The organism is Pilimelia columellifera subsp. columellifera (genome assembly GCF_039532605.1).
Taxonomy (GTDB): Bacteria; Actinomycetota; Actinomycetes; order Mycobacteriales; family Micromonosporaceae; genus Pilimelia; species Pilimelia columellifera.
The window spans coordinates 299222-317555 of the sequence record NZ_BAAARY010000005.1; the positions used below are offsets into that span (position 1 = coordinate 299222).

General features: G+C 70.2%; 19 protein-coding genes and 4 tRNA genes. 22 read left to right on the forward strand and 1 reads right to left on the reverse strand.

Going from position 1 to position 18334, the window contains the following annotated elements:
• Positions 1–61: 61 nt before the first annotated feature.
• From ABD287_RS08110 to ABD287_RS08140, 7 genes are all read left to right on the forward strand, one after another.
• A complete protein-coding gene (locus ABD287_RS08110; RefSeq protein ID WP_344170628.1) occupies positions 62–601 on the forward strand; it encodes a NuoI/complex I 23 kDa subunit family protein in 540 nt (179 codons plus the stop codon).
• Positions 598–1098, forward strand: a complete 501-nt coding sequence (locus tag ABD287_RS08115) for an NADH-quinone oxidoreductase subunit J family protein (RefSeq protein ID WP_344170631.1) — start codon at positions 598–600, stop codon at positions 1096–1098. The genes ABD287_RS08110 and ABD287_RS08115 overlap by 4 nt, the downstream gene beginning before the upstream one ends.
• Entirely contained in the window at positions 1098–1493 is a 396-nt protein-coding gene (gene nuoK, locus ABD287_RS08120; protein ID WP_344170634.1) for an NADH-quinone oxidoreductase subunit NuoK, read from the forward strand. Before ABD287_RS08115 ends, nuoK begins: the two co-directional genes overlap by 1 nt.
• On the forward strand, positions 1490–3331 hold the full coding sequence (locus ABD287_RS08125; RefSeq protein WP_344170637.1) for an NADH-quinone oxidoreductase subunit 5 family protein: 1842 nt from the start codon (positions 1490–1492) through the stop codon (positions 3329–3331). The genes nuoK and ABD287_RS08125 overlap by 4 nt, the downstream gene beginning before the upstream one ends.
• A gap of 37 nt (positions 3332–3368) precedes the next feature.
• Positions 3369–4895: a complex I subunit 4 family protein gene (locus ABD287_RS08130; RefSeq protein WP_344170640.1), complete on the forward strand. Its 1527-nt coding sequence runs from the start codon at positions 3369–3371 to the stop codon at positions 4893–4895.
• The gene (locus tag ABD287_RS08135) at positions 4892–6370 is read left to right on the forward strand and encodes an NADH-quinone oxidoreductase subunit N (protein ID WP_344170643.1); all 1479 of its coding nucleotides are present in this window, start codon (positions 4892–4894) and stop codon (positions 6368–6370) included. Before ABD287_RS08130 ends, ABD287_RS08135 begins: the two co-directional genes overlap by 4 nt.
• A gap of 173 nt (positions 6371–6543) precedes the next feature.
• Positions 6544–7833 carry an MFS transporter gene (locus tag ABD287_RS08140; protein WP_344170646.1) on the forward strand — a complete coding sequence of 430 codons (1290 nt, stop codon included), beginning with the start codon at positions 6544–6546 and terminating at the stop codon, positions 7831–7833.
• A 74-nt stretch (positions 7834–7907) separates the two neighbouring features.
• Here the strand turns inward: ABD287_RS08140 and ABD287_RS08145 are convergent, their stop codons facing one another.
• A complete protein-coding gene (locus tag ABD287_RS08145) occupies positions 7908–8402 on the reverse strand; it encodes a YajQ family cyclic di-GMP-binding protein (RefSeq protein WP_344170649.1) in 495 nt (164 codons plus the stop codon).
• A 186-nt stretch (positions 8403–8588) separates the two neighbouring features.
• On the opposite strand from ABD287_RS08145, the gene ABD287_RS08150 reads away from it, so the two are divergent.
• The 15 genes from ABD287_RS08150 (at position 8589) to rplL (ending at position 18040) form a co-directional block, all read left to right on the forward strand.
• Positions 8589–8672: transfer RNA gene (locus ABD287_RS08150), tRNA-Tyr, on the forward strand.
• Between the two features lie 464 nt (positions 8673–9136).
• The gene (locus ABD287_RS08155; protein WP_344170652.1) at positions 9137–9367 is read left to right on the forward strand and encodes a hypothetical protein; all 231 of its coding nucleotides are present in this window, start codon (positions 9137–9139) and stop codon (positions 9365–9367) included.
• A gap of 62 nt (positions 9368–9429) precedes the next feature.
• Positions 9430–11961, forward strand: a complete 2532-nt coding sequence (locus ABD287_RS08160; RefSeq protein WP_425565525.1) for a putative bifunctional diguanylate cyclase/phosphodiesterase — start codon at positions 9430–9432, stop codon at positions 11959–11961.
• A 102-nt stretch (positions 11962–12063) separates the two neighbouring features.
• A tRNA-Thr gene (locus tag ABD287_RS08165) sits at positions 12064–12139 on the forward strand.
• Between the two features lie 33 nt (positions 12140–12172).
• A tRNA-Met gene (locus ABD287_RS08170) sits at positions 12173–12248 on the forward strand.
• A 145-nt stretch (positions 12249–12393) separates the two neighbouring features.
• Positions 12394–12561 (forward strand): 50S ribosomal protein L33, encoded by a 168-nt coding sequence (gene rpmG / locus ABD287_RS08175; RefSeq protein ID WP_018347744.1) that lies wholly within the window; start codon positions 12394–12396, stop codon positions 12559–12561.
• Between the two features lie 193 nt (positions 12562–12754).
• On the forward strand, positions 12755–13201 hold the full coding sequence (locus ABD287_RS08180; protein ID WP_344170661.1) for an FAS1-like dehydratase domain-containing protein: 447 nt from the start codon (positions 12755–12757) through the stop codon (positions 13199–13201).
• A 1-nt stretch (position 13202) separates the two neighbouring features.
• Positions 13203–13616: a MaoC/PaaZ C-terminal domain-containing protein gene (locus ABD287_RS08185; RefSeq protein ID WP_344170664.1), complete on the forward strand. Its 414-nt coding sequence runs from the start codon at positions 13203–13205 to the stop codon at positions 13614–13616.
• Between the two features lie 133 nt (positions 13617–13749).
• Positions 13750–13822 (forward strand) — tRNA-Trp (locus ABD287_RS08190).
• A gap of 180 nt (positions 13823–14002) precedes the next feature.
• Positions 14003–14341, forward strand: a complete 339-nt coding sequence (gene secE, locus ABD287_RS08195) for a preprotein translocase subunit SecE (RefSeq protein WP_344171009.1) — start codon at positions 14003–14005, stop codon at positions 14339–14341.
• A gap of 19 nt (positions 14342–14360) precedes the next feature.
• Positions 14361–15212, forward strand: coding sequence for a transcription termination/antitermination protein NusG (gene nusG, locus ABD287_RS08200; RefSeq protein ID WP_425565526.1), 852 nt, complete (start codon positions 14361–14363; stop codon positions 15210–15212).
• 196 nt (positions 15213–15408) lie between these two features.
• The gene (gene rplK / locus ABD287_RS08205; RefSeq protein ID WP_344170667.1) at positions 15409–15843 is read left to right on the forward strand and encodes a 50S ribosomal protein L11; all 435 of its coding nucleotides are present in this window, start codon (positions 15409–15411) and stop codon (positions 15841–15843) included.
• Positions 15844–15916: 73 nt separating this feature from the next.
• The gene (gene rplA, locus ABD287_RS08210) at positions 15917–16630 is read left to right on the forward strand and encodes a 50S ribosomal protein L1 (RefSeq protein ID WP_344170670.1); all 714 of its coding nucleotides are present in this window, start codon (positions 15917–15919) and stop codon (positions 16628–16630) included.
• A gap of 406 nt (positions 16631–17036) precedes the next feature.
• Positions 17037–17582 (forward strand): 50S ribosomal protein L10, encoded by a 546-nt coding sequence (gene rplJ / locus ABD287_RS08215; RefSeq protein WP_344170673.1) that lies wholly within the window; start codon positions 17037–17039, stop codon positions 17580–17582.
• A gap of 71 nt (positions 17583–17653) precedes the next feature.
• A complete protein-coding gene (gene rplL / locus ABD287_RS08220) occupies positions 17654–18040 on the forward strand; it encodes a 50S ribosomal protein L7/L12 (protein ID WP_344170676.1) in 387 nt (128 codons plus the stop codon).
• Positions 18041–18334: the final 294 nt, after the last annotated feature.

Genomic DNA, 18334 nt, shown 5'->3' on the forward strand with positions numbered 1-18334 from the left:
GGCCGCGCCGATCGGACGGGGGCGCTCGCGCTGGACCCCGCCGACACGGCAGGATGCCACCATGGGCACCTTCCCCGGGTCCGGGCTGGCCAAGGGTCTGGCGATCACCGCCAAGACCCTGACCCGCCGCGCGGACACCCAGCAGTACCCGGACGTCGCTCCGCAGTTGCCGCCCCGCTCCCGCGGGGTGATCGCGCTGCGGGAGGAGAACTGCACCGTCTGCATGCTGTGCGCGCGCGAGTGCCCCGACTGGTGCATCTACATCGACTCCCACAAGGAGGAGGTGGTGACGCCCGGGGCCGCCCGGACCCGCCAGCGCAACGTGCTGGACCGGTTCGCCATCGACTTCTCGCTGTGCATGTACTGCGCGATCTGCATCGAGGTGTGCCCGTTCGACGCCCTGTACTGGACGCCGGAGTTCGAGTACGCCGAGCACGACCTGCGCGACCTGCTGCACGAACGCGACCGGCTCGGCGAGTGGATGGCGACCGTCCCGCCGCCGCCGGCGCACGACCCCAACGGCGAGCCGGCCAAGGAGGAACAGGCCGCCGCCCGGCGGGCCACCCAGGACCTGCGAAGTCCTGGCGGGACGGACGGGTGAACGCCGCCGACTGGTTGCTCGCCGCCCTCGGCGTGGTCGCCCTCGGGGCGGCCTGGCGGGTCGTCACGACCACCCACCTGGTCCGGGCCGGGCTGCACCTGGTGCTGTGCCTGGCGTCGGTCGCCGGAATGTTCCTGGTGCTCACCGCCGAGCTGCTGGCATGGGTACAGGTGCTCATCTACGTCGGCGCGGTCGTGGTGCTGCTGCTGTTCGCGGTCATGCTGACCCGGGCGCCGATCGGCCCGTCCGACGACCTGGACCGCGCCGGTCCGGCCGCAGTCCTGGTCGGCGGCGGCGCCGGGCTCGGCCTGGCCGCGCTGCTCATCGACGCCTACCGCTGGTCGTCCGTGCCGCTGCCGCAGGCCGGCGACGCCACCAGGCTGGGGGAGCAGCTCTTCCGCTCCTGGGTGCTGCCGTTCGAGCTGGTGTCGGTGCTGCTGCTGGCGGCTCTGGTGGGCGCCATCGTGGTGTCCCGGCCGGTCGGGGAGCGCGGCTGATGCGACCGGTCATCCCGTACCTGGTGTCCGCCGGGCTGTTCGGTCTCGGCGTTTTCGGTCTGCTGCGGCGCCGGAACGCCGTGTTGCTGCTCATGGCCGTCGAGCTGATGCTCAACGCGGTGAACCTGCTGCTGGTCACCGCCGACACGACGGTGCGGGCCGCGTTGCCGCACAGCGGGCAGGTCTTCGCGCTGTTCGTCATCGTCCTGGCGGCCGCGGAGGTCGGTGTGGGGTTGGCGATCGTGCTGCGCCTGTTTCGGCTGCGCGCGGACATCGACGTGGACGCCATCGCCCTGACCGGGCCCGACGCGACTGTCGCCCTGGCAGCTACCAGCCCGAGTTTGACCAGCCCGACCTGTGGGACGCCGTCGGCCACGCCCGGGGCGGCCCAGTGATCGCGGCCGTGGCGTTGCCGGTGGTTCCGGCGGCCGCCGGTCTGCTGGGGCTGCTCGTCCCGGCGTGCCGCCGGCGGGTCGCCGCCGCCTTGGCGGTGGGCGCCACCGCGGCGGCTTTGGCGCTCGCCAGCTGGCTCGTCGCCGCTGACCGTCAGGTCGGATGGTCGACGTCCTGGTTGGACGTCGGCGGCGTCGACATCACGGCCGGGGTGTGGGTGACGCCCACGGCGGCGCTGTTGGCTGTCGTGGTCGCCGCGGTGGCGCTGGCCGTGCAGGTCTACTCACCGGGCTACCTGCGCGGGGACGACCGCTACGGCCCGTACGCCGCCCAGGTGAGCCTGTTCACCGGCGCGATGCTGCTGGTCGTGGTCGCCAGCGACCTGTTCCTGCTCCTGGTCGGCTGGGAGGTGATGGGGCTGTGCTCGTATGTGCTCATCGCCCACGACCGCCGGCTGGCCGAAGCGCCGCGGGCTGCGGTGAAGGCGTTCCTGGTTACCCGGATCGGCGACGTGGGTTTCCTGCTCGGCGTGGTCCTGTTGGGGGTCGGCGCCGGTAGCTTCCGCATCGCCGACGTCCTGGCCCACACCTACGATCCGGCGACCCTCACCGCGGCCGGGCTCCTGCTGCTCGCGGGCGTCGCCGGCAAGAGCGCCCAGTTTCCGCTGCACACCTGGCTCCCGGACGCGATGGCCGGCCCGACCCCGATCTCCGCGCTCATCCACGCCGCGACGATGGTCGCCGCCGGCGTGTACGTGCTGGCCAGGTTGTTCCCGCTGTTGGCCGGCTCGGCGACGACGATGGCGGCGTTGGCCGTGGTCGCGGCGGCGACGCTGCTGCTCGGCGCGTTCGCGGCGACCGCACAGGACGACATCAAGCGGGTGTTGGCCTGGTCGACAGTCTCCCAGCTCGGCTACATGACCGGGGCGTTGGCGGTGGCCGCGCCGGCGGCGGCGATGTTCCACCTGGTGACCCACGCCGCGTTCAAGGCGCTGCTGTTCCTGGCCGCCGGCGCGGTGATCCACGCAGTCGGCGGCAACCTGATGCCGGGCGGGCTCCGCAGGGCGATGCCGGTGACGTTCGCGGTGTCGGCGGTGGGCCTGGGCGCGTTGGCGGGCGTGCCACCGCTGTCAGGATTCTTCAGCAAGGAGGGCGTGCTGGTCGCCGCCGCGGCCGCCCCCGGCTGGACGGGTTGGTTGGTGTGGTCGGCGATGCTGCTCGGTGTTCCGGTGACCGCCTGGTACGCCACGCGCCTGCTGCTCCTGACGTTCTTCGGACCAGCCAGAACAGACCCACCGGGGCCTGAGACGACGCCACCTACGGCCACGGTCGGCCGGACCGCCAACGATCCTCCGTGGTCGATGCGGGGGCCGATGCTGGCGCTGGCGGCGCCGGCGGCCGTCCTGGGTCTGGCGGTGTTTGCCGCGCCGTGGCGCTCGCTCCTGGGTCTGGCGCCCCCGCACCTGGACGCTGCCGTGGCGCTCCCGACCCTCCTCACCGTGCTCGGCGCCGCCGGGGCGTGGTGGGGTTGGCGGCGGTCGCGGGCGGGCGACCCGGCGGTGGCGCTGGGCCGGCTGCGGCCCTGGCTGGCCGTCGGGTTCGGTGTCGACGCCGTCCAGTCCGCTGTTGTCGTCCGCCCGGTGACGGCGTTGGCCCGGGCGACCCGGAACGCCGACGCTGTCCTCGTCGGCGGCACGGTCGCCGGGGTGGGCCGGGCGGTGTCCCGGCTCGGCGTCGGCCTGCTCGCCGCGCACCGGGCGTCCCTGCCCCGGGCCACGACCTTCGCCCTGGCCGGTGTGCTGCTGCTGACGTTGGCGCTGGCCGTCGGCGGCGTCCGGTGACCGCCGGCCAGGAACACTCCCGAGGGGAGTCCCGCTGATGCTGGGACCGGTCTTGCTCGTCGCGCTGCTCGCCGTTCCGGCCGTCGGCGCGGCGCTCGTCGCGTTGCTCCCGGCCCGGCACGACCGGGCCGGCGGGGCCGTGGCGACGGGCTTCGCGGCAGTGGCCCTGCTGGTCAGCGTCCTGCTGTGGTGGGGACGTGATCCAGGTTCGGCTCACGCCGACACCGCGGCGTTGACGGCCGGGCAGCCGCCAGCCGCGGCGTGGCACCGCGTCGACGTGGCCTGGGCGCCCGACCTGCACCTGCGGTTCACCCTCTCCCTGGACGGTTTGTCGTACCCGTTGGTGCTGCTCACCACCGTGTTGACGCTGCTGTGTTGCCTGCACGCCTGGCGCCGGCCGCCCGGCGACCGGTCCGCGGTGCTGGCGGCGCTGCTGCTTGTCATCGAGGTCGGCGTGCTGGGCGTCTTCCTCGCCGGCGATCTCATCGTCTTCTTCCTGTTCTTCGAAGTCGTGCTGCTGCCGATGTACGCGGTCATCGCCGGCTGGGGCGGCCCGGACCGGCGGCGGGCGGCCCGGCTGTTCGCGTTGTACTCGCTGTTCGGGTCGGTGCTCCTGCTGGTCGGCGTCCTGGTCGTTGTCAACGCCGCCGGCTCGGCCGACCTCGCCACGCTTACCGGCGGCGGCGCGCTCCCACGCAGCGTGCAGCTGGCGGCGTTCACGCTGTTCGCGGTGGCGTTCGCGGTGAAGGCGCCGCTGTGGCCGCTGCACAGCTGGCTGCCGGCGGCGCACACCCAGGCCCCGACTGTCGGCAGCGTGCTGCTCGCCGGGGTGATGCTGAAAACGGGAACGTACGGGCTGATCCGGGTCGGACTCGGGGTCACCCCGGAGGGTCTGCGCGCCGCCGCGCCCTACCTGGGCGTCCTGGCCGTCGCGGCGATCATCGTCGGTTCGTTGGTGTGTCTGGCGCAGACCGAGCTGAAATCGCTCATCGCCTACTCCAGCGTCGGACACATGGGCTTCGTCATCCTCGGGATCGCCACCGCCACGCCCACCGGCCTCAACGCCGCCGTGCTCGGCAATATCGCCCACGGCGTCGTCACCGGTCTGCTGTTCTTCCTGGCCGGCGCGATCAAGGAACGGACCCGGACCGGGGAACTGACCAGCCTCGGCGGGCTGCGCGAGCCAGCGCCCCGCCTGGCCGGGCTGCTGGGCTTCGCCGCGGTCGCCTCCCTCGGTCTGCCCGGACTGGCCGGTTTCTGGGGTGAGGCGCTCGCGGTGGTCGCGGCGGCGCAGCTGGGTGGACCGTTGTGGTTGACGTTGGCGGTGCTCGCCGCCGTCGGCGGGGCCCTCGCGGCGGCGTACTTTCTGCGGATGCTCCGCAAAGTCAGCCACGGCGACCCAGGGCCGGCCGTGTCCGACATGGACGGACGGGCCGCACGGGTCGAGTGGACGACCTGGGCGCCGCTGGCGGCGCTGACCCTGACGTTGGGGCTGGCGCCGGCGCTGGTCACCGAACCCGCCCGCGACGTGGTGGCCGAGCTGACCGCGGAGGAGGCCAGATGACCGTCGACCACCTGGCGCTGCTGCCGCTGTACTGGGCCGCCGGAACCGCCGTGCTGGCGCTCCTCGTCGACCTGCTGGCGGGGCGGCGGGCGGTCACCGTCGCCGTCACCGCGTCCGGGGCGGCGCTCACCGGGGCGGCCGCGCTGTGGGTGGGCGCGGGCCCGGACCGGGCGTCGCTGTGCTTCGACGGCTGCTCGTACCTGGCCACCCCGTACGCGGGGCTCATGGCCACCCTGTTCGCGCTGCTCACCGTCGGGGCGTTGGGGTTGGCGGCGCCGATGTTGCGCGACGGCCCGCCGCCGGGGGAGTTCTGCTTCCTGCTCGCCTGCTCGATGACCGGCGGCGTGGCCCTGGGCTATGCGGGGGATCTCGTCAGCCTCATCGTCGCGGTCGAGACCCTCACCCTGCCGCTGTACGTGCTGGTCGGGTTGCGCGGCCGGCGGACGGCCGACCGCGCTGCGGCCGAGGGTGCGGTGACGTTCTTCGTGGTCAGCGTCGCCGCCACGGCCGTCGCGCTCCTCGGGGCGGCCTTGACGTACGCAGCCACCGGCAGTCTGCGCCTGTCGGCGTCGTCGGCGGCGGTCTCGACGATCCTGTTCCCGGACGCGACGGCGCCGCTGGCCGCCGTCGGGGCGACGCTCCTGCTGGCCGGTCTGGCGTTCAAAGTAGCCGCCGTCCCGCTGCACGCCTGGGCTCCGGCCACCTACGACGCCGCCCCGCTGCCGGTGGCCGCCTACCTGTCCACCGCCTCCAAGCTCGGCGGGGTTGTCGCGCTGGTGGCACTCTGGCGGACCCTCCCGGCGGAACGGACCGGTTGGACCCTGGCGGTCCTCGCCGCGGTGACGATGACGGTGGGGAATCTCGGGGCCCTCCGGCAGACCCGGATGGTGCGCCTGCTCGCCTGGTCGTCGGTGGCCCAGGTCGGTTATTTGCTCGCCCCGCTGGCGGCCCTGGCCACCGCAGCCGGACGCGCGGACGCCGTCGCAGCCCAGGCCCGGGCGGCCGCCATCGCGTACACGATCTTCTTTCTGGTCATCGAGTTCGGGGCGTTCGCCGCGGTGACCGCGCTACGCGGGCCTGGCCGCGACGGCGGCGACATCGCCGGGTACACCGGCGTCGCCCGAACCCGTCGCGCCCTCGGCGCGGCGCTGGCGTTGGCCCTTGTCGGGCTGGCCGGGCTGCCGCCCGGCCTGGCGGGCCTGTTCGGGAAGGCCACTGTGATCCGTGCCCTGCTCGACGGCGGTCTGGCCTGGCTAGCCCTGCTACTCGCGCTCAATGTGGTGATCGGTCTCGCCTACTACCTCCGGCTCGTCACGACGCTCTACCTCCCGCCGCCTGCCCCCGCCGACGCTCCAGCGGCGACCGCGCCAGTCGTCGCCTGGTCGGTCTCGGCGGCGATCGTCGTCGCGACCGCCACGGCTGTGGCGGTGGGTTTCGCCCCCCAACTGGTGTTCGACCTGGCAGCCCTGACCTGACCTGCTCCGGCCGTTGCCGGCCCACCGGGCCGCCCGCAGCCGGTGTGACCGGACGCACCCCGAAACGCGATTCAGCGCGCCAGCGTCCGGCCGTAGGGTTCAAGGGCTCTGACCTGGTCCGGGTCATCACCCGCAGCGGCCCGGCGCCGCCCGGACGCCAAAAGGTGGGCGACATGACGGCCTTTCGGCAGTACCAACAGGTGTGGCGCATTCCCGGCGCGCCCAACCTGCTGCTCGGCGGCGTCATCGCGCGGCTCGGCATCGGCATCACCCCGCTCGCGATGCTCGTCCTCGTCCAGCAGGCCACCGGGCGGTTCGCCTACGCCGGCATCGCCGACGGCCTGTACGCGCTCGCCAGCGCCGCGGTCAGCCCCGTACTGGGCCGGCTCGCCGACCGGATCGGGCCCCGGCCGGTCCTGCTGGTCACCGGTGTCACCCACCCGCTCGCGCTCGCGGGCCTGCTCTGGGCGCTCGGAGGGGGCGCCGACGCCCTCCCGCTCATCTACCTCATGGCCACCCTCGCCGGCGTCACCTTCCCGCCCGTCACCGCGGCCGTCCGCGGCGCCTGGAACGACCTCACCGAACCCCACACCGGCCGGACGTCGCTGCGGCCCGCGGCGCTCGCCGCCGAGACGTCCCTGTTCGAGGTCGTGTTCATCCTGGGGCCGTTGCTGTTCGCCGCCTGCACCCTGCTCGCCGGCGCCCGGTCCGCCCTGGTCACCTCAGCGGTCGTCACCTTCGTCGGCACTCTCACGCTGGCCGGTGGCCGGGTGCTGCGCCACTGGCAGCCGCACCCCTCGGGCGTCCGAACCCGGGGCTTGGGCGCGCTCAGCGTCCCCGGCTTCCCCAGCCTGCTCGCCTCGGTCGGCCTGCTCGGCATGGCATTCGGGGCGATGGCCGTCAGCATTCCCGCCTACGCCACCGCCCACAGCGGCCCAGGCGCCGCCGAAGGACTCGCCGGAATTCTGCTGGCGGTGTGGGGCATCGGCAGCGCCGTCGGTGGTTTCTGGTACGGGGCGCGGCGGCCGGCGCGGGCGTTGGCACGCCAGTTCGCCCTGCTGGCGTTCGGCGTCGCCGGTAGTTTCCTCATCCTCATCGCGATGCCCAACGCCTGGGCGCTCGGCATCGCCCTCGTCGTCGGCGGCGTGACGGTCGCGCCCGCGCTCACCGTGCAGAACACCATGGTCGGCAAGTTCGTGCCCGGGTCCATGCGGACCGAGGCCTACACCTGGGCGACGACCGTCGCCCTCGGCGCCAGCGCGGGAGGCGGGGCGCTCGCCGGCGCCGTCGCCGACCTGCCCGGCGGCGCCAGTTGGGCGTTCCTCATCGCCGGGATGGCGGTGACCGGCGCGGCGGTCCTGGCGGCGCCGCCGTCCTGGGCGATCGCCCGAGCCGACGCCGGCGCGGACGCCCGGCCAGCCGGGCCGCTCGTGCCACGAACGGCCGTCGAGCCTGCCTGCTGACCGGCTCCCAGGTCCGCGCCGCCCGCTGGCGCGCTCAGCGCAGGCCACGGTGGCGCGGAACCTCGGGAAGGCGCTTACCGGTAATTCGTAAACTGCAGCGCGATGCCGAAGTCCGACTGCTTCAGCAGCGCGATGACGGCCTGGAGGTCATCGCGCTTCTTGCCGGTGACCCGAAGCTGGTCGCCCTGGATCTGCGCCTGGATTCCCTTCGGGCCCTCATCCCGGATTTTCTTGCTGATCGACTTGGCCTTCTCCTGGTCGATCCCCTGGACGATCTTGCAGTCGATCTTCGCGGTCTTGCCGGAGATCCGCGGCTCGTCGGCGTCCAGAGCCTTCAATGAGATGTCCCGCTTGATCAGCTTCTCCTTGAACACGTCCAGAGCCGCCTTGACCCGGTCCTCGGTCTCCGACTGCAAGGTGACCGCCTCCTCCCCGGCCCAGGCGATCTGCGTGCCCGTGCCACGGAAGTCGAACCGGGTGGACAACTCCTTGTCCGCCTGCCGGAGAGCGTTGTCGATCTCCTGCCGGTCGACCTTGCTGACGATGTCGAACGACGGGTTGGCTGCCATGCATGCTCCTGCGGTGTGACCGAAACAGTGGGTTTCCTCGCGTCGTGCCCGGTTCCGCCCGGTCCCGACACCCCCGAACGCTACCCGGTTGCGCCCCGCGGCGTTGATACCGCTATCCTGGCTGTCGCCACCGCGGCAGCGGAGGTGTGAGTTCCGGAGTTTTCGCGGCGCTCGCGAACCATCCCAGGCGGGTTGCCCGAGCGGCCAATGGGAGCGGACTGTAAATCCGTCGCGAAAGCTTCAGAGGTTCGAATCCTCTACCCGCCACCACAGCATGTGAGAGGTCCTTGTGCCGGCCGAGACGCCGGTCGAGGGCCTCTTTCGTTGGCGTGCGGGCGTGGTCGCGGACCGCCATCGCCCGCTGGCGGTCCGCGAGATCATTGCCATCGCGGCGGTGGCACGGCGACGCGCCAGCGCCCGGCGGTCCTACCGCGATGTGGCGCGGCCCAGCGCCCCCGCTGTCTCCGACGGACCGAACCGCCCGAAGGGTTCAATGCGCCACGACTTTGATGACCGCCAATATGTCCCTTCGGGACGCAGATGCCCCTCGACGGGCATCGGCCGATCGGACAGACTTGCCAACGCGGGGGCGGGATGGCCTGCTATGCCTCTGGGGCAGGGCCAACTCGTGTGGCAGCATCAGCCTGGCCATTCTCTCGCCCGTCAAGACGTGACCCGCGCCGCGCGGCGTCACCGGAACTACAGCGGCCGACCGGAAACGACAAGGAGTCAGGATGCGTTCTCGCAGGTTCGGCTTGGCCGCCGGCAAGATCGTTGCCGTCGCCGCCGTAGCGCTCACGATGACCGCCGCCAGCGTTGTCATCGCCCATGCCGACTCGGCTGGACCGCCCGGCGCGCCAGCGCCCGGTAGTGTGAGCAGCACTGGCGCTGGTGAGGGCAACGGGCTGCCGACCCCGTCGCCGACGGCCTCGCCCGAACCGCTCAGCGACGTCATCTGGCAGTAGTCGGGCCGGGCCCGGATGCGATGCAGCCGGCGGCCCCTTTGGTCGGTGGTCGGAGGTGGATGATGGCCTACCCTCGAGCCGTCATCGCCAGGTCTCCGGCGCTCGCCTGGTTCGTGACGGTCCCGTTGGGACTCACCGCGGTCATCGTCGCTTTCTACCTTCAGCCGACCCTCGACCTGCTTGTCGACAACTGGGTGATGATCGCGATCTATTTCGCGCTCTTCGTCGCGGCTGACGCGACGCGCCTGCGGGTAGAGGTACGACGGCAGGCCTTCACCCTGACGCTCGTCGAGATTCCGCTGTTGCTGGCCTTCTTCTACCTTCCGGCGCCGATGGTGCCGTTGGTCCGCTTGGCCGCCGCGGTGTGCGCCCAGGTCGTCTCATGGCGACGTGGCCAGAGCGCTATCAAGAGCTGGTTCAATGTCGCGGCGCAGTTCGCCTCGACCAGCCTGGCTGCGCTCATCGTCGCAGGCAATCAGCCGCTGGTGGCGGACCAGCTGGAGACGTGGCTGATTCTGGGTCTTTCGGTCGCGGCCAACTTCGTGGTCACCATGGTCAGCGTCACCCTCGTTATCGGTCTGGTCCAGGGCTGGATGTCCGGGGCTGACCTCGCCCGCACGGTGACGCCGAGTCTCGCTGTGACGACGGTGAACATCACGGTTGGCCTGGTGATTCTTCTGGTGCTCCAGCAGAATCCATGGGGTGTCGTTCTGCTGGCCTCGCTCCTGATATTTTTCGTGATCGCGTACCGGTCGTATTCGCAGTTCATGCGGCAGCATCACACCCTGCAGGAGCTGTACGACCTCACCGCGAGCGTCCGCGACACCCGCCACGAGGCGACCCTCTACGACCAGATCCTGCACGGCACCCGCCGCATGCTCAGCTCTGAGCACGCCACCCTCTGGCTACCCGAGACCGGTCGTCACCCCGAGGTGTTGTTGACGTCGAAGGCTGAGACGGCAGGTTTGCTCGACCTGCCCGGCACCCCGGACCTCATCCGCCGCAGGGTGTTCGCGGGCGGCCGCACCGTGGCGGTCGGCGCCCATCTGGGCGACGAGCTGCGAGCAGACCTGCGCGCCGCCGGCGTCAAGGACGCCATCGCCGTGCCGTTGACCTCGGGCCAGGTCACCATCGGCTGTCTGGAGGTCGCCGGCAGGCTCGGCGACACCGCGTCCTTCCAGCCCGAGGACGTGCGGTTGTTGGAGACGGTCGCCGCGCATGTGGCGGTCGCGGTCGAGAACGCCCGGCTGGTCGACAGGCTCCGCTTCGACGCGTACCACGACGCTCTGACCGGTCTGCCCAACCGCCGTCGGCTGCTTCAGGCGCTGGAGGAGTCGGTGCGGGTGCGGGCGCCTGGCGAGGTCGTCGCAGTGTTGTTGTTCGATGTCGACGGCCTGCGGGATGTCAACGATTCACTGGGTCATGCCGCTGGCGACACCCTGTTGGCCGAGGTGTCGCGCAGGCTGCGGGGTCTGGCTCCGGCAGCGGCGCTGGTGGGTCGGGTTGGCGGCGACGAGTTCGCCGTGACGCTGCGCATGGAGAACGCCGAGGCGGCGCTTGTGCTGGCGGCGCGGCTACGCGAGGAGCTTCGCGTGCCGATGGAGTTCGGCACCCTGACTCTGGATGTCGACACCGCGGTCGGCGTCGTGGTCCATCCGGATCATGGGAGCGATCCGGCGGCGCTGTTGCAGCGGGCGGATGTCGCGGCCCGGGCGGCGGAGCTGCTGCCGTCGGCCGTTCAGTCGTTCCACCCGTCGCTGGAGTCGCGTTCGGTCCGGCGGCTCGGTCTCGCCAACGACCTGCGCCGGGCGATCGACAATGACGAGCTTGAGATCTACTTCCAGCCTCAGGTGTCGCTGGGGGACCGGCACCTGGTCGGGGTGGAGTGCCTGGCCCGCTGGGAGCATCCGACGCACGGCGCGGTGGCTCCGCAGGACTTCGTGGCGGTCGCCGAGCACACCGGCCAGCTGAGCCGGCTCACCGAGGCGGTCCTCAGGGAGGGGCTGCGCAGGTGCAAGCAGTGGGTAGACGCCGGGCGCCCGTTGAACGTCGCGGTCAACCTCTCGTCCCGCACGTTGGTGGACGCCGCCTTCCCGGACCGGGTCGCGGCGTTGATCCGCGAGTTCGGCGTTCCGCCGGAGCGGGTCACGTTCGAGATCGCCGAGGACGGTGTGGTGGGGGCTCCGGACCGGCCGCTGCCCACGCTGCGGCGCCTGCACGACATCGGCGTCCGGCTGTCTGTTGATGACTTTGGGACGGGGTATTCGTCGTTGTCGCAGTTGCGCCGGCTGCCGGTGCAGGAAGTGAAGATCGATCGGACGTTTGTGCAGGGAATGGCGACCGACGCCGGAGACCTGGCCATCGTGCGAGCTGTGGTGGACCTTGCCCGGCATTTCGGACTCACTGTCGTTGCCGAGGGTGTGGAGAGCGAGTTGACGCTCGACCTTCTGCGGGAGATCGGTTGCGACACCGGCCAGGGCTTCCTGTTCAGCCGACCGTTGCCGTACGAGCGGCTGGAGGCGTGGCTTCGGCAGCAGACCGAGGCCGCGCCGTCGACGTCGGGCGAGGTTCGTCGGCTTCGGGCGGTGCCGTAGGGTCTCCCGCGCGTTCCGGGGATCCGGTTTCACCTGCCGGCCGCCGCCGTGTACTCTTACCTCTGCGCGATCGCGTCTGGGGTATTCAGGCGCTATTCACGTGCCCCCTTAGCTCAGTCGGCAGAGCGTCTCCATGGTAAGGAGAAGGTCTACGGTTCGATTCCGTAAGGGGGCTCCAACCGGGTTCGAGCGGCAGGTGAGCCTGGGCCACGGCGGTGTAGCTCAGATGGCAGAGCAAGCGGCTCATAATCGCTGTGTCGCCGGTTCAAATCCGGCCACCGCTACCACTCGTAGCAATTTGACAGTGCGGCGATGACCATTGCGATGGGTCTGGCGTGCTGCGTGACTCCGCAACACTTGCATTCAGGCGTTGTCAGCATCTAGGCTGACGCGCCGTTAGTTCAGCATTCTTAGCGAGGAAGGCACACCGTCGTGGCCAAGGCGACCGACGTCCGTCCCAAGATCACCATGGCGTGTGTGGACTGCAAGGAGCGGAACTACATCACCAAGAAGAACCGCCGTAACGACCCGGACCGCATTGAGCTGAAGAAGTTCTGCCCCCGTTGCGGCAAGCACACGGCGCACCGAGAGACCCGCTGACGCGGTCCTGAATCGTTCTGCTGCCCCCGGTCACCGGCCGGGGGCAGCAGTCTTTCTGATCTCATCACGTTGCCGGTCAGCGGACGCGGTGGCGGCGGGCGCTCGTGGCGACCACTGGCACGAGTCGCTTCGGCCGGCGTCGCGAACCTGCCGGACGCTGTGAACGTCTACGGTCCCGGTAAAGTGTGCTGCCATGCCATTGGATCAGTCGTTCGTCGGCCGGTCGTTGCCGCCGGCTACTCCGTACCAGGTCGGCCGCGAGAAGGTCCGGGAGTTCGCCGCCGCGATCGGCGCCGTTGACGCGGCCCACCATGACCTGGACGCCGCTCGCGCCGCCGGCCACCGTGACGTGGTGGCGCCGCCCACGTTCCCGATCGTCATCTCCGGGGCGGCGCTGGCGGGCCTCTACGCCGATCCGGCGTTTGGCCTCGATTTCAGCCGGGTCGTCCACGGCGAACAGCGCTTCGAGCACCGCCGGCCGATCGTCGCCGGCGACGAGATCGTCTGCGTCAACACCGTGGAGGAGATTACCTCCCGTGGTGGGAACGAGTTCCTCAGCACCCGCTCCGACCTGGCGACCACGGCGGGCGAGCCGGTGGCGACGGTGTTCGCCAAGCTTGTCGTCCGTGGCGAGGGGTGAGATGAGCGAGCTACCGACTCAGACCTACCGGGTCACCCGCGCCGACCTGGTCCGGTATGCCGGAGCCTCCGGCGATTTCAATCCGATCCACTGGAGCGACCGGGTCGCTGCCGAGGTCGGTCTGCCAGGGGTGATCGCCCACGGCATGCTCACGATGGCGCTGGCCGGTCGTGCGGTCAGCGTCTGGGCGGGGCGGGTTGACGCGATCACTGAGTTCGGGGTCCGGTTCGCCCGCCCGGTGGTGGTTCCTGACGACGCCGTTGGCGCCGAGATCTCGGTCGCCGGGATGGTCAAGGGGATTGTCGACGGAGGTCTCACCCGCATCGATCTCACCGTCACCTGCTGCGGCGAGAGGGTTCTGGCCCAGGCGAGGGCGTTCGTGCGGCTGCCGGGCGACACCGGCGCCGGCGCGTAACATCGTCCCGGTTGGGAAACTCCGGCCTGGACACGTACACTGATCCGCCGTGGGGTTCATCCCCTGTCCCGTCATGCATCGAGCGCACTGGACGAGTCCGGCGCGCGCTCGACGGGCAGGTTGTGATCCTCCTAGGGGTGTGGCGCAATTGGCAGCGCAGCGGTCTCCAAAACCGCAGGTTGCAGGTTCGAGTCCTGTCGCCCCTGCGCCTAGGGCCTCCGACGGCCTGGGGTGCTCACAGCCTCAGCGATGAGGTCGGAGCGACCCGTCGGTCGTCGCGGGGCAGCCGTCGTTGCTGCCCCGCACCGCGCGTCACGGCCCGCTATCGTCAGGCGGGCGGCCGGCGTGGCAGCGCGACCAACCACCCCGTGACGGAAGAGGGCGAAGTGGCCGAGAACGAGCGGCGCGGCGAAGAGCCCGCGGACGAGAACGGCAACGAGCAGACGGACGCCGCTGGCGCCGAGCCTGCTGCCGAGGACACCACGGTCGAGAAGACCGAACGTGCCAAGCGGGACACCGAACGTGGCGGCCCGATCGGGCGCGTCGGTCGGTTTTTCCGTGAGGTCGTGTCCGAGATGCGTAAAGTCATCTGGCCGACCCGTAAAGAGCTGGTCACCTATACGGTCGTCGTGATCGTGTTCGTGACGATCATGACTTCGATCGTCGCCGGACTGGACTACGGCTTCGGCAAGGCTGTCCTGGCCGTCTTCGGCGACGAGAAGTAACAGACGGAAGTGAGCAAGCGTGCCTGAGTACGACGAGACCGTCACCCCCGGCGACGACGAGTCGACGGCGACGGTTGTCGCCAAGGCGACGCCGCCGTCGGCTGACGTGGAGTCTTCGGCTGACGTGGCCGCCCCCGAGCCGGCGGCCGAAGGCGCGGACGAGCCAGGAGCGACCGATTCCCCGGCCGCCGATCCTGATGCGGCCGACGGCGACGAGGTCGAATCTGGCGCCGTCCAGGTCGTGGCCACTGCCGACGCCGCGTCGGACGACGAGGACGACTTCGACCCCGTCGCGGCTCTCCGGCAGAAGCTCCGGTTCGCCCCGGGCGAGTGGTATGTCGTTCACTCGTATGCCGGCTACGAGAACAAGGTGAAGACGAACCTCGAGACCCGAATCACGAGTCTCGACATGGAGGAGTACATCTACCAGGTGGAGGTGCCCACCCGGGACGAGATCGAGGTCAAGAACGGCAAGCGCCTCCAGGTGCAGAACAAGGTTTTCCCTGGTTACCTGCTCGTCCGGATGGACCTGTCGCCGGAGTCGTACTCCTGCGTCCGGAACACCCCTGGCGTCACCGGCTTCGTCGGCGCCACCGACCGGGTTGACCGGCCGGCCCCGCTGAGTCTCGACGAGGTTCTCAAGTGGCTGGTTCCGGCGGTTGAGGCTGAGGCTAAGAAAGCCAAACCTGAGATCCGGGTGCTCGACTTCGAAGAGGGCGACTCCGTCACCGTCACCGACGGCGCGTTCGCCTCGATGCCGGCCACGATCAGTGAGATCAACGCTGACCAGCAGAAGCTCAAGGTTCTGGTTTCGATCTTTGGCCGGGAGACTCCGGTTGAGCTGAACTTCAACCAGGTCGCCAAGATCTAGCGTCGACGCATCGGCCGGTCCACGGATTTCGGGGCCGGCCGCGGGTAACGTCGCGGCCTGCGATAGATTGGAACGTCCGGTCTGCCCGTACGTCCGTCGTGCGCGGCTCCCGGTCGGTCAGCGGCGCCAGCCGGCGCCGGCCACGGCGGCGCCCCCGCCGCGTGGCCCAGCCCAGAACACTCATCAGGACAGGGACATGCCTCCGAAGAAGAAGAAGCTGGTCAAGACCTTCACGCTTCAGCTGCCGGCGGGCCAGGCCACCCCGGCGCCGCCGGTCGGTCCCGCGCTCGGTCAGCACGGCGTGAACATCATGGAATTCTGCAAGGCCTACAACGCGCAGACCGAATCGCAGCGGGGGGACGTCGTCCCCGCTGAGATCAGCGTGTACGAGGACCGCAGCTTCACGTTCGCTCTGAAGACGCCGCCGGCCGCCCGTCTGCTGATCAAGGCGTCGGGTGTGGCGAAGGGCTCTGGCGTTCCGCACAAGGAGAAGGTCGGCTCGGTCACCCGCGCTCAGCTGCGCGAGATCGCCGAGCGCAAGATGGCCGACCTCAACGCCAACGACCTGGACCAGGCCGAGAAGATCATCGCGGGCACCGCCCGCTCGATGGGCCTGACCGTCAGCGACTGATCCACCCCTAGAGACCGTTTGTGGGAGGGCGCGCGTTCGACGCGGCCCGCCATCGACCACAGGAGTTCTGAACATGCAGCGCAGCAAGAGCTACCGCAAGTTTGCGGAGCGGATCGACCGGGACAAGCTCTACGTCCCGGCTGAGGCGATCTCCCTCGCCAAGGAGTCCACCACCGCCAAGTTCGACGCGACCGTCGAGGTCGCCATGCGTCTTGGTATCGACCCGCGCAAGGCGGACCAGATGGTCCGCGGCACGGTGAACCTCCCGCACGGCACGGGCAAGACGGCCCGCGTCATCGTCTTCGCGGGTGGCGCGAAGGCGGACGAGGCCAAGGCCGCCGGCGCGGACGAGGTGGGAACCGACGAGCTGGTCGCCAAGATCCAGGAGGGGTGGCTGGAGTTCGACGCGGCGATCGCCACGCCGGACCAGATGGCCAAGATCGGCCGGATCGCGCGGATTCTGGGCCCGCGCGGCCTGATGCCGAACCCGAAGACCGGGACGGTCACGATGGACGTCACCAAGGCGGTGTCGGACATCAAGGGCGGCAAGATCACCTTCCGGGTGGACAAGCACGCCAACCTCCACTTGATCATCGGCAAGGCATCTTTCACCGCCGACCAGCTCGTTGAGAACTACGCCGCTGTGCTGGACGAGGTGCTGCGGGCCAAGCCGTCCGCGGCCAAGGGCACCTACCTTCAGAAGGTCACCGTCGCTACGACGATGGGCCCCGGTGTTCCGATCGACCCGAAGGTCGTCAAGAACCTGCGCGGCGAGAGCGACGCCTGAGCCGCAGACCGGTGAGCTAACGGATGAGGAAGGGCGCCACGGCTCAGCCGTGGCGCCCTTCGATGTCTGTGTGCCGGGTGTGGAAAGTCCTCGTGCCGGGCGAGCAAGCTCCCGGGCCAGGTTGGGGGCCGATGCGGGGCGGAGCCGCCGCGGCGTGTAACCTCGTCATCGTAGTTCCACCCAGAGACCGCTGGTTGTCGAGGGGCGCGTGAGCGCCCCGAGGCCGAAGGCCCCGCAGAGGCGGGCGGCCCGCGCAGGGGAGAACGGAAGCGAATGTCTCGCCCCGGTGGCTTCGGCCCCGAGTGTTGATTCCGCCCCGTGCGCCCCCGCGCCGGGGCGTCTGTCGTTTCTGCGGGCGATGGCTCCCCCCGGAGCGACCAGCCTGGAGTAACGAGAGAGGAGGGACATGGCGGACAAGCCTGTGCGGTCCGATAAGGCCACCGCTGTCGCCGAGCTGACGGATGACTTCCGGAACTCGCCGGCCACCCTGCTGACGGAGTACCGCGGTCTGACCGTCGCCCAGCTCACTGAGCTGCGGCGTGCGCTCGGCCGGGAGACCAGGTACTCGGTCGCCAAGAACACGCTGGCGAAGCGGGCGGCTACCGATGCTGGCATCGCGGGCCTCGACGAGCTGTTCTCCGGTCCTACCGCGCTCGCCTTCGTGTCCGGCGACCCGGTCGAGGCAGCGAAGGGCCTGCGCGATTTCGCGAAGACCCACCCGCTGCTCGTGATCAAGGGCGGCGTCTTCGAGGGCAAGGCGATCTCGGCCGATGAGGTCAAGAAGATCGCTGACCTGGAGTCCCGCGAGGTGCTGCTGGCCAAGCTGGCCGGCGCGATGAAGGGCAACCTGAGCAAGGCCGCGGCCCTGTTCCAGGCGCCTTTGTCGAAGACCGCCCGTCTGGCGGCGGCGCTGCAGGACAAGCGCGCGCAGACCGAAGGCGGCGAGGGCTGACTCACCTGGTGAGTCAATCTGTTCGCTGCTGACCGACCATCTTTATCTGAAGCTAGGAAAGGACGCCTGACATGGCGAAGCTGAGCACTGACGAGCTGCTTGACGCGTTCAAGGAAATGACGCTGATCGAGCTGTCCGAGTTCGTCAAGCAGTTCGAAGAGGTCTTCGAGGTCACCGCGGCGGCGCCAGTCGCCATCGCCGCGGCCGGTGGCGGCGGCGGTGGCGCCGAGGCTGTTGTCGAGGAGAAGGACGAGTTCGACGTCGTCCTCGAGTCTGACGGCGGCAAGAAGATCCAGGTCATCAAGGTCGTGCGTGAGCTGACCGGGTTGGGCCTCAAGGAGGCCAAGGACGTCGTCGAGGCTGCCCCGAAGGCCATCCTGGAGAAGGCCAACAAGGAGACCGCGGAGAAGGCCAAGGCCAAGCTCGAGGCCGAGGGCGCCAAGGTCACCCTGAAGTGATCTGACGCTACGCGTCCGTGTGTGGGCGGAAGGCCGACGGCCTTCCGCCCACACACGTTTCCGGCCGTCAGCTGCTGTGACCGATCGTGGATCAGCGGGCTGTCACGCGCTCCTCGGTGGGGGCATCTGGACGATATATCCGTTTCTACGCCGAGTTACCGGGTCGTAACGCCATCTGGCGACAGCAACCGGCGGTGAGGTCTTGACTGAGCCACAGCGGCCAGGCACGCTGGCATGCGTACAGCTCCTTCCGGTTCCAGCGCTGGCCATGCGTCACGCCGGACGGCAGGGTCA